The 13,475-nt window shown below is 73.2% G+C and carries 15 protein-coding genes; 6 read left to right on the top strand and 9 right to left on the bottom strand.

What is annotated here, in order from left to right; translation table 11 throughout:
* Nucleotides 1–4 precede the first annotated feature (4 nt).
* The gene (locus AB0J55_RS06495; RefSeq protein ID WP_364243755.1) at nt 5–913 is read right to left on the bottom strand and encodes a Gfo/Idh/MocA family oxidoreductase; all 909 of its coding nucleotides are present in this window, start codon (nt 911–913) and stop codon (nt 5–7) included.
* 77 nt (nt 914–990) lie between these two features.
* On the opposite strand from AB0J55_RS06495, the gene AB0J55_RS06490 reads away from it, so the two are divergent.
* From AB0J55_RS06490 to AB0J55_RS06475, 4 genes are all read left to right on the top strand, one after another.
* A complete protein-coding gene (locus AB0J55_RS06490; protein WP_364243753.1) occupies nt 991–1,614 on the top strand; it encodes a hypothetical protein in 624 nt (207 codons plus the stop codon).
* On the top strand, nt 1,604–2,668 hold the full coding sequence (locus tag AB0J55_RS06485) for an energy-coupling factor transporter transmembrane component T (protein ID WP_364243750.1): 1,065 nt from the start codon (nt 1,604–1,606) through the stop codon (nt 2,666–2,668). Before AB0J55_RS06490 ends, AB0J55_RS06485 begins: the two co-directional genes overlap by 11 nt.
* Nucleotides 2,665–4,263 carry an ATP-binding cassette domain-containing protein gene (locus AB0J55_RS06480; protein WP_364243748.1) on the top strand — a complete coding sequence of 533 codons (1,599 nt, stop codon included), beginning with the start codon at nt 2,665–2,667 and terminating at the stop codon, nt 4,261–4,263. Before AB0J55_RS06485 ends, AB0J55_RS06480 begins: the two co-directional genes overlap by 4 nt.
* 510 nt (nt 4,264–4,773) lie before the next feature.
* Nucleotides 4,774–5,601, top strand: coding sequence for an ECF transporter S component (locus AB0J55_RS06475; RefSeq protein WP_364243745.1), 828 nt, complete (start codon nt 4,774–4,776; stop codon nt 5,599–5,601).
* Here AB0J55_RS06475 and AB0J55_RS06470 read toward each other — a convergent pair.
* Nucleotides 5,586–6,440 carry a 3-hydroxybutyryl-CoA dehydrogenase gene (locus AB0J55_RS06470; protein ID WP_364243742.1) on the bottom strand — a complete coding sequence of 285 codons (855 nt, stop codon included), beginning with the start codon at nt 6,438–6,440 and terminating at the stop codon, nt 5,586–5,588. The genes AB0J55_RS06475 and AB0J55_RS06470 overlap by 16 nt on opposite strands.
* 123 nt (nt 6,441–6,563) lie before the next feature.
* Nucleotides 6,564–6,758, bottom strand: a complete 195-nt coding sequence (locus tag AB0J55_RS06465) for a DUF3073 domain-containing protein (protein WP_091319261.1) — start codon at nt 6,756–6,758, stop codon at nt 6,564–6,566.
* Between the two features lie 207 nt (nt 6,759–6,965).
* Here AB0J55_RS06465 and AB0J55_RS06460 point away from each other — a divergent pair, with 207 nt between their 5' ends.
* Nucleotides 6,966–7,862 (top strand): hypothetical protein, encoded by an 897-nt coding sequence (locus tag AB0J55_RS06460; protein ID WP_364243740.1) that lies wholly within the window; start codon nt 6,966–6,968, stop codon nt 7,860–7,862.
* A gap of 121 nt (nt 7,863–7,983) precedes the next feature.
* Here AB0J55_RS06460 and AB0J55_RS06455 read toward each other — a convergent pair whose 3' ends face one another.
* Genes AB0J55_RS06455 through AB0J55_RS06445 form a run of 3 tightly spaced genes read right to left on the bottom strand, consistent with a single transcriptional unit; the run spans nt 7,984 to nt 10,653 of the window.
* Nucleotides 7,984–8,916: an asparaginase gene (locus tag AB0J55_RS06455; protein WP_364243738.1), complete on the bottom strand. Its 933-nt coding sequence runs from the start codon at nt 8,914–8,916 to the stop codon at nt 7,984–7,986.
* Nucleotides 8,913–9,473 carry a hypothetical protein gene (locus AB0J55_RS06450; RefSeq protein WP_003056950.1) on the bottom strand — a complete coding sequence of 187 codons (561 nt, stop codon included), beginning with the start codon at nt 9,471–9,473 and terminating at the stop codon, nt 8,913–8,915. The genes AB0J55_RS06455 and AB0J55_RS06450 overlap by 4 nt, the downstream gene beginning before the upstream one ends.
* Before the next feature lie 49 nt (nt 9,474–9,522).
* Nucleotides 9,523–10,653 (bottom strand): folate-binding protein, encoded by a 1,131-nt coding sequence (locus tag AB0J55_RS06445; RefSeq protein WP_364243735.1) that lies wholly within the window; start codon nt 10,651–10,653, stop codon nt 9,523–9,525.
* 31 nt (nt 10,654–10,684) lie between these two features.
* Here AB0J55_RS06445 and AB0J55_RS06440 point away from each other — a divergent pair, with 31 nt between their 5' ends.
* A complete protein-coding gene (locus AB0J55_RS06440) occupies nt 10,685–11,533 on the top strand; it encodes an aminodeoxychorismate lyase (RefSeq protein WP_364243732.1) in 849 nt (282 codons plus the stop codon).
* On the opposite strand, the gene AB0J55_RS06435 is transcribed toward AB0J55_RS06440, so the two are convergent.
* The 3 genes from AB0J55_RS06435 to AB0J55_RS06425 all read right to left on the bottom strand — a co-directional run bounded on the left by AB0J55_RS06435 (nt 11,512) and on the right by AB0J55_RS06425 (nt 13,474).
* Nucleotides 11,512–11,937 (bottom strand): hypothetical protein, encoded by a 426-nt coding sequence (locus AB0J55_RS06435; RefSeq protein WP_364243729.1) that lies wholly within the window; start codon nt 11,935–11,937, stop codon nt 11,512–11,514. The two genes, AB0J55_RS06440 and AB0J55_RS06435, sit on opposite strands and share 22 nt — an antisense overlap.
* A gap of 98 nt (nt 11,938–12,035) precedes the next feature.
* Nucleotides 12,036–12,866 carry a biotin-dependent carboxyltransferase family protein gene (locus AB0J55_RS06430; RefSeq protein ID WP_364245907.1) on the bottom strand — a complete coding sequence of 277 codons (831 nt, stop codon included), beginning with the start codon at nt 12,864–12,866 and terminating at the stop codon, nt 12,036–12,038.
* Between the two features lie 11 nt (nt 12,867–12,877).
* Nucleotides 12,878–13,474: an allophanate hydrolase subunit 1 gene (locus AB0J55_RS06425; RefSeq protein WP_364243727.1), complete on the bottom strand. Its 597-nt coding sequence runs from the start codon at nt 13,472–13,474 to the stop codon at nt 12,878–12,880.
* Nucleotide 13,475 lies beyond the last annotated feature (1 nt).

The following is a 13,475-nucleotide window of genomic DNA, read 5'->3' as shown; positions in this document are numbered from 1 at the left end:
TGTACTACTTCGCCGCCAGCAGGCGCGCCTGCTCCAGCAATGCCTGCAGGTGCAGCCCGCGGCGAACGTCGCAGGGGTGGGTCGTCGTGCCGCTCGCGATCATCGCCGCGAAGTCGTCCAGCAGCGCGGTGTAGGACTCCTGCGCCGAGCCCGGTTTGCGCCCGAGCGTCCGGTACCCGTGCTGCCCCCAGACGGCGACCTCCACGACGGTCGGCTGCACCGGCAGCCGCAGTGAGAGCGTGGCCGTGCTGATCGCGCCGCCGTCGTGGGCCAGCATCAGGTGCCAGAGGTCGCCGGGGCTCTGCCGGGCCGCCACAACCTCGGTGATCGGGCCGAGCGCGGCGTCCAGCAGGTCGAGCGCGTGCGGGCCGATGTCGTACAGCGCGCCGCCGTCGTCCTGCCGCCACTCCGAAGCGGCGTACTGGCCGCCGAGCAGGGCACCGGACAGCCAGCGCGCGCCGCCACCGGCCCAGCCGCCCGCCTGCGCGAGGCCGGCGAGCCAGTCCTGGGTCTGCGCCGAATAACGCAGGGTCAGCACGACGAGCGCGGCCACGTCGGCGGCCGCGACCGCGTCGGCCAGCCGCTGCGCGCCGCCGAGGTCGGCGGCGATCGGCTTCTCCAGGATCAGGTGCTTCCCGGCCTCGGCCGCGCGCACGCCCAGCTCCGCCTGAACCGACGGCGGCACGGCGAACGCGACCGCGTCGACCTGCGCGAACAGCTCCTCGACGCTGGCGGCGGTGGCCGCGCAGTGCGTTTCCGCAAGCGCTTGCGCCGCTTCCGGCCGCCGCGCCCAGACGGCGGTCAGCGCGGTGCCGGGGTGGTCCGCCAGTCCGGGCGCGTGCACCGTCGCCGCCCACGGGCCGGCGCCGACCAGGCCGACGCGCAGCTGTCCGTCCGCGATGAGCTGTCCCACGGCCCGCAGTCTAGGTGTGTCCCGCGTCGCGCCGGAACCGCACCTTCGGCGGGCGCCGACCTGGTTAAAGTGCCTGCATGATCGCCTCCCGCTTCGCCGTCGTCTGCGCCCTCCTGTTCGGCGCCGCCTTCGTGGGTGCCGCACCCGCGTCGGCGGCGGGCACCGACGGGACCTGCCCCGAGGGCGGCGGCGTCACGGTGGTCGTCGACTTCGGCGATCTGGGGCCGCAGCCCCTGGTCCGCTGTGCCGCCGGGACACCCGCGAACGGCATCGCCGCCCTGCAGGAGGCCGGGATCGAGGTGGCGGGCTCGCAGAAGTACGGCCTCGCCGTCGCCTGCCGGATCAACGGCAAGCCGGGCCCCGACGTGGAATCCTGCGCGGGGATGCCGTCGGCCACGGCGTACTGGAGCTACTGGCACGCCTCGCCCGGCGGGACCTGGACGTCGAGCCAGGAAGGTGCCCAGACGGCCAAGCCGGCCCCGGGCGGGTTCGAGGGCTGGGCGTTCGCGCGGCCGAAGTCGGTGAACGACATGCCGGCACCGCCGCGGGTGGCGCCGGTGCGCCAGGCCGCCACGTCCGCGCCCGCGCCCGCCGCCGACCAGGGCGGTTCGTTCCCGTGGGGCCTGGTGATCGGGGCCGTCGTGATCGTGCTGGTCGGCGGCGCGGGGATCGTCGTCGCCCGGCGCCGGCGTGCGCAGTAGGCCACTGCACCCCGGCGCCTGGTGGGCCTGGGCGCTCTCGCTGGCCGTCGCGGCCAGCCGCACGACGAACCCGCTGCTGCTCGGGCTGGTCATCGCCGTCGCCGGGTTCGTCGTCGCGAACCGGCGGAGTGACGCGCCGTGGGCGCTGGCCTTCCGGCTGTACGTCTACGTCGGCGCGCTGATCGTCGCCTCGCGCGTGTTGTTCCGGATCCTCGTCGGCGGCGAAGACGGCGGCCACGTGCTGTTCACGCTGCCGCGGATCCCCCTCACGGCCGGGTTGTCCCTGCTCGGCCCGACGTCGGCGGAGGAGCTCCTCGGCGGCTTCTACGACGGCTTGCGGCTGGCGGCGATGGTGGTCTGCATCGGCGCGGCGAACGCCCTCGCCAACCCGAAACGCCTGCTCAAGGCGGTTCCCGGGGCGCTGTACGAGGTCGGCACGGCGGTGACGGTGGCGTTGACGGTCGCGCCACAGCTCGTCGAGAGCGTGCAGCGGGTACGACGGGCCCGGAGGCTGCGCGCGGGCCGGACTCGCGGGCTGCGGGCCCTCAAGGGCATCGTGGTCCCGGTGCTGGAGGACGCGATGGACCGGTCACTGCGGCTGGCGGCCGCGATGGACTCCCGGGGCTACGGGCGCCGGGAGTACCTCAGCCTGCGGCTGCGGGCGGTGATCGCGTTTTGTGTCCTGGCCGGCCTGGTGGGCGTGTGCGTTGGCGTCTACGGCGTGCTCGACGGGACGTCGTCGGCGTGGCTCGGCGTGCCGTTGCTGGCGGCCGGGCTCGCGGTGGCCGTCGTGGGTTTCGTCGTCGGCGGCCGCCGGGTGCACCGGACGGCGTACCGCCCGGACCCGTGGCGGTGGCCGGAGACGCTGGTCGTCGCGGCCGGCGTCGCGGCGTGCGTGCTGCTGTTCGTGACCGCGCGGGTCGACCCGGACCGGCTGTTCCCTTCGCTGAGCCCGCTGCGCTGGCCGGAGGTGTCCTGGGTGCACGTGGTGTCCGTGCTGGTCGCGGCGCTGCCGGCGGTCGTTTCACCCCCTGTTCCGGAGGTTGCCCGGTGATCGAGTTCTCGCGGGTCACGGTGACCTACCCGGACGCCTCGCGGCCGGTGCTGTCGGACGTGTCCCTGGTGGTCGAAGAGGGCGAGCTGTGCCTGGTCGCGGGGCCGACGGGGGCGGGCAAGTCGACGTTCCTCGGCGCGCTCAACGGGCTCGTCCCGCACTTCACGGGCGGCCGGCTGTCCGGCCGGGTGCTCGTGGCCGGGCGTGACACTTCGGTGTACCCGCCGCGCGACCTGGCGTCGGTGGTCGGCGTCGTCGGGCAGGACCCCCTCTCCGGGTTCGTGACCGACACCGTCGAGGAGGAACTGGCGTACGCGATGGAGCAGCTGGCGGTGCCGCCGGACGTGATGCGCAAGCGCGTCGAGGAAACGCTGGACCTGCTGGGCATCGCGGACCTGCGCAACCGTCCACTCCGGACCCTTTCGGGCGGCCAGCAGCAGCGCGTCGCGATCGGCTCGGTCTTGACGGCGCACCCGTCCGTCGTCGTGCTGGACGAGCCGACGTCCGCACTGGACCCGACGGCGGCGGAGGACGTCCTGGCGGCGATCACCCGGCTGGTCCACGACCTGGGGACGACGGTGATCGTCGCGGAGCACCGGATGGAGCGCGTCGCCCAGTACGCGGACCGGCTGCTGTACCTGCCGGGCGACGGTTCGGTCCGGTCCGGGCCACCGGCCGAGATCCTGGCGACGTCGTCGATCGCCCCGCCGATCGCCGAGCTGGGCCGGCTGGCGGGCTGGTCACCGCTGCCGCTGTCGGTCCGGGACGCGCGCCGGGTCGCGGGGCCTCTCCGCACGCGACTCCGGGAATTGTCGGTGGTGGGTCGTAGTCTCTCGGTGACCGGTTCGGCACTGGATGTGAGAGGGGTGGTGGTCCGATACGGAGATGTCCTGGCGGTACGCGGGGTGGACCTGCGTGTCGGACCGGGTGAGGTGGTCGCGCTGATGGGACGCAACGGCTCCGGCAAGTCGTCGCTTCTCTGGGCGGTGCAGGGCAGCGGCCCGAGGTCGGCGGGGAAGGTCGACGTCGGCGGCGCGGACCCGGCATCGCTCAAGCCACGAGTGGCCCGTCAGCGCGTCGGCCTGGTCCCGCAGACCCCGGCCGACCTGCTGTACCTCGATTCGGTGGAAGCCGAGTGCGCACAGGCGGACACCGAGTCCGAGGTACCGGCAGGGACGGCTCGGGCCCTGCTGGACAGGCTCGCCCCGGGAGTAGCCGGTGAAGCGCACCCCGGCGACCTCTCGGAAGGGCAGCGACTGGCGTTGGTGCTGGCGATCCAGCTGGCGTCGGCCCCACCGCTGGTCCTGCTCGACGAGCCCACCCGCGGCCTCGACTACCACGCGAAAAGGCGCTTCGCCGCGATCCTGCGAGAGCTGGCCTCGCAGGGCCGCGCGGTGCTCCTGGCCACCCACGACGTCGAGTTCGTGGCCACGGTGGCCACCCGCGTGGTGGTCATGGCCGAGGGCGAGGTGGTAGCGGACGGCCCGACAAGGGAGGTGGTGGTCGCTTCCCCGGCGTTCGCACCACAGGTGGCGAAGATCCTGGCGCCGGAGCAGTGGCTGACGGTCGACGAGGTCGCGGAGGCGCTGGCATGAGGGAGGAGGGGAGGGGGCGGGGGGCGGGGGCCAAGGAACCCCGCGCCTGGCCTTCGCGGCGTGCCCGGTCGGCTTGCGCCGCGCGGTGCTGCTGCCCTCTCGGTGGCTTGCACTCGGCCAGCCGGGCGGCTCCTTCGCGGCGTGCTCGGTCGACATGTGCTGCGAGGTGCCGCCGACCTCTCGGCGCCTCCCAACCGCCCGGCTCTGCCGGCATTGCCAGCTGGCGGTGCTCAGCGGGCTGCCGCGCCGGCGCGGGCAAGGGTTGGCGACGTTGCTGGCTGGCACTCGCGGCGGTCCAGCTGCCGGCAGCTCCCGGCATTGTCAGTCGGCGGTGCTCAGCGGGCTGCCGGGCCGGCGCGGGCGAGGTTGGCGACGTTGCCGGTCGGCGCCTGCGGCCGTCCGCGGCAGCTCCCGGCGCGTTCAGCGGGCCGCGGTGCCGGCGGGCAGGTTGGCGTCACCGACCCGGCGCCTCGCAGCCGCCCAACCACTCGTCCCGGCGGGTGACCCGGCATGACTGATTTCCTCAGCCCACCGCCCCGCGCCATCCGACTGACCCCGCGGCCCGCGCTCGTGCTCACCGTCGCCAGCCTCCTCGGCCTGGCCATGTTCACCTGGCCGCTCTTCGCTCACCCGCGCCCCGGCGCCGTCGCGCATGCCGTCGATGCTCCGTTTGTCTTCATGGCGACCCTGCCCGTGCTGATCCTCGTTGTCCTGGCCGAACTGTCCCGGGGTGGCATCGATGCCAAGGCGCTCGCGCTGCTCGGGGTGCTCTCGGCCGTCAATGCCGGGCTTCGGCCGCTCGGGGCCGGGACCGGGGGCATCGAGCTCGTGTTCTTCCTGCTCGTGCTCGCCGGGCGGGTGTTCGGGCCCGGCTTCGGGTTCGTGCTCGGCTCCACGTCGCTGTTCACCAGCGCGCTGCTCACCGCCGGGGTCGGGCCGTGGCTGCCGTTCCAGATGCTTGCGTCGTCGCTGATCGGGCTCGGGGCCGGGCTGCTTCCGCGCAAACCGCGCGGCAAAGCCGAGATCGCCCTGCTCGTCGGCTACGGCGTCTTCGCCGCGTACTTCTTCGGGCTGCTCATGAGCCTGTGGACGTGGCCGTTCCTCGCCGGTGAATCCACTCAGCTCGGCTTCGTGCCCGGGGCGCCGGTGCTCGACAACCTGCACCGGTTCGCCGTCTACACCGTGCTGACCTCGACCCTCGGGTGGGACACCGGGCGCGCCATCACCAACGCCGTCGCCATCGTCCTGGTGGGGCCGGCCATCCTCGCCGTCCTGCGGCGGGCGGCGAGGCGCGCCGCCTTCGGCGCGCCCGTCCGCTTCGGTCAGCCGTACGAATAAAACCCGCGGCCGGTCTTCTTTCCCAGCAGGCCCGCGTCGACCATGCGAAGCAGCAGCGGCGGGGACGAGTACAGCGGCTCCTTGAACTCCGCGTACATCGAGTCCGCGATGGCCTTGATGGTGTCCAGGCCGATCAGGTCGGACAGCCGCAGCGGGCCCATCGGGTGGGCGGTGCCCAGCTCCATGCCGCGGTCGATGTCCTCGGCCGAGGCGAAGCCCGACTCGATCATCCGGATCGCCGACAACAGGTACGGCACCAGCAGCGAGTTCACGATGAACCCGGCGCGGTCCTGCGAGCGGATCACGGTCTTGCCCAGCGCCGACGTCGCGTGCTCCTCCGCGCGGCGGGCGGTTTCCTCGCTGGTCAGCAGCGAGGGCACCAGCTCCACCAGCGGCAGCACCGGCACCGGGTTGAAGAAGTGGATGCCGACCACCTGCTGCGGCCGGCTCGTCGCCATGCCCAGCTTCATGATCGGGATCGACGACGTGTTGGACGCGAAGAGCGCGTCCTCGGCCTCGACGATCTTGTCGAGCTGGCGGAAGACGTCGACCTTCGCCTGCTCCTGCTCGAGGATCGCCTCGATGACCAGTTCGCGGTCGGCGAACTCGGCGATGTCGGTGGTGAACCGGACGCGGCCGAGGGCCTTGTCGGCCTCCTCGGTGGAGAGCTTGCCGCTCTTGACGCCGCGTTGCAGCGACTTCTCGATGCGCGCCTTGCCCGCGTCGAGCGCCGGCTGGTTCACCTCGGTGACCACCACGTCCAACCCGGCCCGTGCGTGCACCTCGGCGATGCCGGACCCCATGAGGCCCGCCCCGACGACTCCAACCCGACTTACCACCGGCTCACTCCTTCATCGCTTCGCAGCCCCAAGCGCCTGTTGGACGCGAATGTGGGCAGCACGCGACGCGCGAGGGCGGTAGCCGGATGTCGCCCGGCGCCGCCCTCGCGCGTTTACGCGTGCTCAACGACGGTACTCGTCGTACCCGTCGTCGTACGGGTCTTCATACCGGCTGTCGGCAGAGTCCTCATGGTGGTTGTCACTGGAGGAGTTACTCGACAGCTCGCGCTGCAAAGCATCGAAGTCGGTCTCGTGCGAGCTGTACTTGAGCTCACGCGCCACCTTCGTCTGCTTGGCCTTAGCCCGGCCGCGCCCCATGGCTCGACCCCCTCGCACAGGGGCGGGGCGGCCGGGGGAATCGGCGGCCCCGCATCGTCTCGACAATTCTTTCCTGCTCACACCGTACCGTGTCCGGGGGGTTCGATGCGACGTGGCACGGTGTGCCGGTCGTGACAGTGTTCGCCGGACACCGGTTACCGGCCGGTCGGTGGCGATCGGCGCAGGTAGACGTGCCACGATCTACCCGTGCTCCGTCCCTTCGTGGCTTACCTGCGGGTGTACGAACCCCTGCTCGCCCTGGGCGATCCGCCGGACGAGCGGCTGCGTGCGGCCGTGGCGGCGGCCAAGCTGCGGCGGACGGACGCGGGCGTGCGCGAGCAGGCCATGTGGCTCAAGTCACAGGTGGCCGCCCCGCGGCGGCTGCTGCCCGCCGAGCTCGCGGACGGCCGTCCCGCGCCCAGCCTGCTGACCGACGTCCTGGTGCTCGACGCCGCCGACGTACCGGGCGGCAAGGCGGAGCACGGTCCGTTCGTCTGCCCGCTGGAGCTGCGCGCCCGCTCGGCGGCGGCGCTGGTCACCTTCCTCGGCGACGCGCACCCGGCGCTGAAGAACGTCGTCCTCGACGAGGGCGGCTTCACCCAGGAGACGATCCGCGGCCGCACGAAGTCGGCGATGGCGGACCTGTCCACGTCGGCGGCGCACACGCTGTCGACGACGTGGACGGTTCCGCTGCCGTGGTTCGTGCTGGTCGAGCCGGACGAGCGCCGCCTGGTCCTCGGCAACGGCCGCGACGACCCCCGCCGCGAGCTGTCCTGGCGCGCCACTCTCGCCGACGCGCAGCACCGGGCGCGGGAGGCCGGCGAGCTCCTGGAACAGACCTTCGGCGACTCCGGCCCGGGCCGCGTGCTGTTCGAGACGCGCCGGTGGCTGGACAACTTCCACGCGGACTCGGTGGTCGAACTCGACTACGGCGGCCTGGTGCAGCTGTTCGCCGACCCGGTCCTGGAAGCCGACAACACGGCCGACGAGGTCCACGACATCCTGGACGCCCTGCGCTCGGGCAACGTCGAGGAGCTGGCCGAGCTGTTCTCGGACCTGCGCGAGTTCTGGGGCGACGTGGCCGCCCGCGAACGCGCCAACTAGCGAACAACCCGCGCCCCGGCGCCGTGGCCGGCCAAGCCAACCAGTGGACAACTCCGCGCCCCGGCGCCGGTGACCGGCCAAACTGTCGGTGCCTGCCGGTAGCGTGGAAAACGGGGGCTGCTCAGCGCAGCTCCGGCACCCGGATCTCCCCGACCGGCCGCCCGCCGCCGGACACTTCCGGTGCGGCCAGCTCTGCCAGCCCCGACACGTCCGCGCCCAAGTACCGCAGGGCTTCCACCGCCAGCGGGGCACACGCCCGCTTCGCGCCGTCGTCCATCTTGATCGCCGCCGCGAAGCCGTCCGGCAGGGCGAACGCCTGGACCCCCTCCGCGCCCGCCTTCGCGATGAGACCCTCCACACCGGACATCAGCGCCGTGTCCTCGCGTCCGGTGCCCGCCACCAGCCACGGGTGCGCCCGCATCGCCGAAGCCACCTCGAAGCACGGGCCGTCCGTGGCGACCGCGATCCGGCCGAACGCGCGCGCCAACCCCGTCAACGAGAACGCGAACAACGGTGCACCACAGCCGTCCACACCCGTGTGGGCGATCGGCTCGCCGGTCAGCGAAGCCACGGCCGAAGCCAGGGCCTGCTGCAACGGGTGGTCCGGGGATTCGTACCCCGACGTCGGCCAGCCCGCCCGGACACACGTCGTCAGCATCGCCGTGTGCTTGCCCGAACAGTTCATCGTCACCCGGCGGGGCTCGGCCGCGTCGCGCATGCTCGGGACGTGCAGCGGGAAGTCCGGCGGGCACGCCAGGTCTTCCTCGCGCAGGCCGGCCGCCGACAGCAGCTCCAGCACCCGCTTGACGTGGCCGGGCTCGCCGGAATGGGAGGCGCACGCCAGCGCCAGGTCCTCGCCCGTGAAGTCCAGGCCCGCGCGCAGCATCCCGGCCGCCTGCAGCGGCTTGTTCGACGACCGCGGGTACACCGGGGACACCACGTCGCCCAGGGCCAGGCGGACGCCGCCTTCCGGGCCCGTCACCACGAGCGCGCCCCGGTGGCTGCTTTCGACGAAACCCGACCGCACCACTTCGGCGAGTACGGGGTTCGTCACTCCGTGCGGCCTTCGTTCTCCAGCAGCTCGTCCACAGTGGCCGAACCCTGTTGGTAGCGCTTCGCGATCTCCGCGTTCAACGTGTCCATCACGCCCTGGACCTCACGGCGGAACGACGACACCGACAGCTCTTCGCTCGCGTACGTGTCCAAAGCAGAAGCCAGCTTCTCGTCCGACAGGGACCCGACGTCGGTCAGGTCCGTGTCGCCGATCAGGGCCTCCGCGTGCCGCCGGTGCTCGCCCGCGCGGGACGGCTCCAGCTGCTGGTGGCGGCCCGAACCGGCCGCCGGGCCCAGCGCGTTGTCGGCGAGGATCGTGGCCAGCTGGTCGACGATGCTGGCCTCGCCCCCGGAACTGCGCCGGGCCTGCTCCGCGCGCACGATGTCGATCCGGGCGTGCAGGAGACGGCGCAGGTAGGACAGGTCGGTCTCTTCCTGCGCGGCTTCGTCGCGCCGCTCGCGCAGCACCTTCAGCGGCAGTTCACCCAGGCCGCTGAGGTACCCCGGGCCGAGCACGCGGTCGATCCGCCGCCTGCCGCCGGGCCGCACTTCGATCACAGCGCAGTTTATCCCGGTTGAGCGTGATCTCGCTGTCAGGGGCGTTGGTTCAGCCACGGAGTTGGGCCGCTGCCGCGCGGCCGGGTGCGGGCTGTTCGGACGGCACCGAATCGGGGTCGATGGCCGCCTGGACGAGGTTGTCCTCCGACCCCGCCAACAGCTCCGCGCCCACCGGCGTCGACCGCTTGACCAGCGCCAACGCGATCGGGCCGAGCTCGTGGTGCTGGATCACCGTGCCGATCCGGCCGACCGTCCGGCCGTCGAGCAGCACCGGGTCGCCGGTCTCCGGGGTGATGTCCGGTGAGCCGTCGAGGTGCAGCAGGAGCAGGTTCCGCGGCGGGCGTCCCACGTTGTGGACTTTCGACACCGTTTCCTGGCCGCGGTAGCAGCCCTTCGCGACGTGCGCGGCCGAACCGACCCAGCCGGCTTCGTGCGGGATCGTGCGCTCGTCGGTGTCGACGCCCACCCGTGGCCGCACCGACTCGACGCGCAAGGCGTCGAACACCCAGCTGCCCGCCGCCCGCGCGCCCGCGTCGGTGAGCCGCTTCCACCAGTCCAGCAGCGCGTCGCGGGGCACCGCCAGGTCCACGCTGAACCGGCCGGGCCAGGGCATCCGCCGGGCGAAGCCGCCTCCGGGCAGCGCCGCGACCGCGTACGGCTCCGGGCCGACCTCGGCGCCGACGGCGCTCAAGACGCGCTCGGCGTCCGGGCCGAGCACGGTGAGCAGCGCGAGCTCGCCGGTCGCGTCCCGGATGTCCACCTTGGACCAGAACTTCATCGCCTCGAGGTACTCGTGCAGCGTCTGGGGGCCGCCCTTGGGCAGCGCACTGGTGACGCGCGGGCCCGGGTCGGTGTCGAGGTACACCGTGCCGTCGAGGTGGGCCAGCACCATGTGCGTCTCGACGCGGCCCTGGCTGTCGAGGACCAGTGCCTCGGTGCCGGAGCCGTCGGCCAGCCCGGTCACGTGCTGCGAGATCACCAGGTGCAGCCACGACAGCCGCTCTTCGCCGGTCACGGCGAGGAACTCGCGGTGCGAGCGATCGATCACGACCACGCTGCGCGAGGCCGTGCGTTGCTCCGCGAAGGGGTCTCCCCAGTGCCAGGGGACGCCGGCTTCGAAGTGGTCGTCGGGGGGAGGGATGGATCCGGGCACGTCCAGCAGCGGCGAGCGGTACGGCATGGTGCCCAGCCTAAGTGAGTACCGTGTGCGCATGCGCGTCCTCGTCTTCCTCGACGGAACCCCGGCCGACCCCGAAGTGGCCCAGATCAAGGTCGACGACCTCGGGCTCATGCGCGGCGACGGCGTCTTCGAGACCATCCTCGTCGTCGACGGCAAGCCCCGGGAACTGCGGCCGCACCTCGAGCGGCTGGCCCGCTCGGCAGCCATGCTGGACCTGCCCGAACCGGACCTCGCCGCCTGGGAACGGGTCGTTTCGCTGGTTCTCGAAAGGTGGTCCGGCGGGCCCGAAATGGTGCTGAAACTGGTGTACACCAGGGGATCCGACGGCGACCCGGCCGCGGTGCCGACCGGCTTCGCGCTCGGTTCGGAGGTCTCGCCGTCGGTCCTCAAGGCCCGCGCCGAGGGCGTCGCCGCGATCACCCTCGAACGCGGTTTCCCGCCGGACCTCGCCGAACGCGCCCCCTGGCTGCTGCTCGGCGCGAAGCCGCTGTCGTACGCGATGAACATGGCCGCCGTGCGCGAGGCGGGCCGCCGCGGTGCCGAAGATGTGATTTTCACCGCCGCCGACGGCTCGGTGTTCGAAGGCCCGACGTCGACCGTGGTGCTCGCGAAGGGGCGGACGCTCTACACGCCGCCGTCGAGCATCGGGATCCTGCCGGGCACCACCCAGGCCGCGCTGTTCCGCGGCGCCGAGAAGGCGGGCTGGGCGGTCAAGGTGGAGCCGCTGACCGTGCGCGACCTCGTCGAGGGCGACGGCGTGTTCATGGCCTCCAGCGTCCGCAAGCTGACCCGGGTGCACACCCTGGACGGCGAGCGGCTGCCCGATTCCGCAGCGGTGTACGCCGAGCTCGTCGCGGCCTACGAAGGCGAGTACGCCTGACCCTGGCTGATCCGGACGACGGCGGGCGCGACCTCTTCGGCGCGGTAGGCGGCGATCTTGTGGTGACCGTCGATGATCAGCTCGCGTTCGCCGTCGGCCAGCACCACCGCGACCGGCCGGTGCCCGGTGCGGATGGCCGTCCGGTAGTAGCCGACGCGGGCCTCGTCCGACGGCGGCCAGGCGTCGGTCGGGGTGAGCAGCCGGTCGTCCGGCAGCCGTTCCGGGCCGCTCACCCGGTAGTCGCCGTCGACGAGCAGGTCGAGAACCGGGCCCAGGGTGGTGGCCAGCGGGCGGCGCAGCTGCCCGGTGGCCAGCGCGATCCGCAGCGACTGCGGCAGCTCCGCCCGCGCCCGCGCGTTCACGTCGAGGAAACCCGTGCCACCGCTGATCGTCACCTGTTCCACGCTTATCAGGACGGGCGGCGGCGCGACATGGTTCCGACCCCTACCCGGACGGGTGCACCGCGTGATCCGGGTCTCACCCGCGCGGCGGTACGGCTTGCTCAGGAAGGCCGGAACCGGATCCGAATACCCGGCCGGGCCTGCGCGAGGGCGCTCAACGCGGCCGTCTTCACGACGGCGGCGACGGGGTAGCCGCCGGTCGTCGGGTGGTCGGCGAGGAACACCACCGGCAGCCCGCTCGGCGGCACCTGGATCGCACCGGTGACGACGCCTTCGCTGGGCAGCTCGCCCTCGAGCGTCCGCCGCAGTGGCGTCCCGTCGAGCCGCAGGCCGACGCGGTTCGACTCGGCCGTCACGGTCCACCCCGCGGAGAGCCCGGCGGCCGGGTCGTCGAACCAGTCGTCGCGCGGGCCGAGCGTCACCGGGACGACGAGGTCGTCCGGCGCCGGTACGGGAACGACGACGTCGGCACCCGCGGGAATCCCGGGCTCGCCGAGCGGGAGGACGTCTCCGGCGCGCAACGGCTCCGGGCCGATGGCCGACAGGACGTCCCGCGACCGGCTGCCGAGCACCGGTTCCACCGCGATGCCGCCGGAGACGGCCAGGTAGCAGCGCAGGCCCGCCGACGGCGTGCCCACCGTCAGCGTCTGCCCCGCGCGGACCGCCAGCGGCGCGTGGGAACCGGCGGCCCGGCCGTCGACGCGGACGTCGACCGCCGGGCCGGTGACCGCCGCCGTCACCGCGGAGGTGAACCGGACGGCGAGACCGCCCAGCAGAGCTTCGATCCCCGCGGCGGCCTCGGGATTGCCGACGAGCCGGTTCGCCAGCCGCAGCGACGCCGTGTCGAGGGCGCCCGAAGGCGCGACGCCGAGGTGGGCGTACCCGGGCCGGCCGAGGTCCTCGACCAGCGCGTACCGCCCGGGGTCGAGCACTTCGAGGCTCCTCACCGCACGCTCCGGAAGCGGACGCGGTCGCCCGGTGCGAACAGCGCGGGTGGGTCCGCGTGCGGGTCGAACAGCGTCGCCGACGTGTGCCCGAGCAGCCGCCAGCCGCCCGGTGACTCGCGCGGGTAGACGCCGGTGAACTCGCCGGCCAGCCCGACCGACCCGGCCGGGACGCGGGTCCGCGGGGTCTCCAGCCGAGGCTGCCGGAGCGGAGCCGGGAGCCCGGTGAGGTAGCCGAAACCGGGTGCGAACCCGGTGAACGCGACCGTGTAGACGGCTTCGGTGTGCAGCGAGACGACGGCGTCGGGCGAAATCCCGGCGTCGGAGGCGATCAAAGAGAGGTCCTCGCCGTCGTAGCGGACGTCGAGGATCACTTCGCGCGGCTCGTTCGCGGGCGGGTGTGCGAGGTCGGCGTCTTCCAGCAGGGCCCGCACCGCCGCGACGCCGCCGACGACGAGCAGGCTGCGCGCGCCCGGCACGAGGTCGACGACCCCGGGCGGGCGCGCGGCGAGCACGGTGGCGTGGGCGGCCCGCATCTGTTCGAGCGAGTCGCAGTCCAGCAGGGCGGCGTCCTCGCCACACCGCCGCCAGCGCACG

Source organism: Amycolatopsis sp. NPDC049688, assembly GCF_040674975.1.
Classification (GTDB): Bacteria; Actinomycetota; Actinomycetes; order Mycobacteriales; family Pseudonocardiaceae; genus Amycolatopsis.
The sequence above is the reverse complement of the archived record's forward strand: the minus strand, read 5'-3'. Positions and strand labels throughout refer to the sequence as shown.

What these genes read in the sequence shown, in the direction of transcription:
- AB0J55_RS06490 (WP_364243753.1), top strand. Translation starts at nt 991, where the DNA reads ATGATCGCCTCCCGCTTCGCCGTCGTCTGCGCCCTCCTGTTCGGCGCC.
- AB0J55_RS06475 (WP_364243745.1), top strand. Translation starts at nt 4,774, where the DNA reads ATGACTGATTTCCTCAGCCCACCGCCCCGCGCCATCCGACTGACCCCG.
- AB0J55_RS06465 (WP_091319261.1), bottom strand. Translation starts at nt 6,758, where the DNA reads ATGGGGCGCGGCCGGGCTAAGGCCAAGCAGACGAAGGTGGCGCGTGAG.
- AB0J55_RS06445 (WP_364243735.1), bottom strand. Translation starts at nt 10,653, where the DNA reads ATGCCGTACCGCTCGCCGCTGCTGGACGTGCCCGGATCCATCCCTCCC.
- AB0J55_RS06440 (WP_364243732.1), top strand. Translation starts at nt 10,685, where the DNA reads ATGCGCGTCCTCGTCTTCCTCGACGGAACCCCGGCCGACCCCGAAGTG.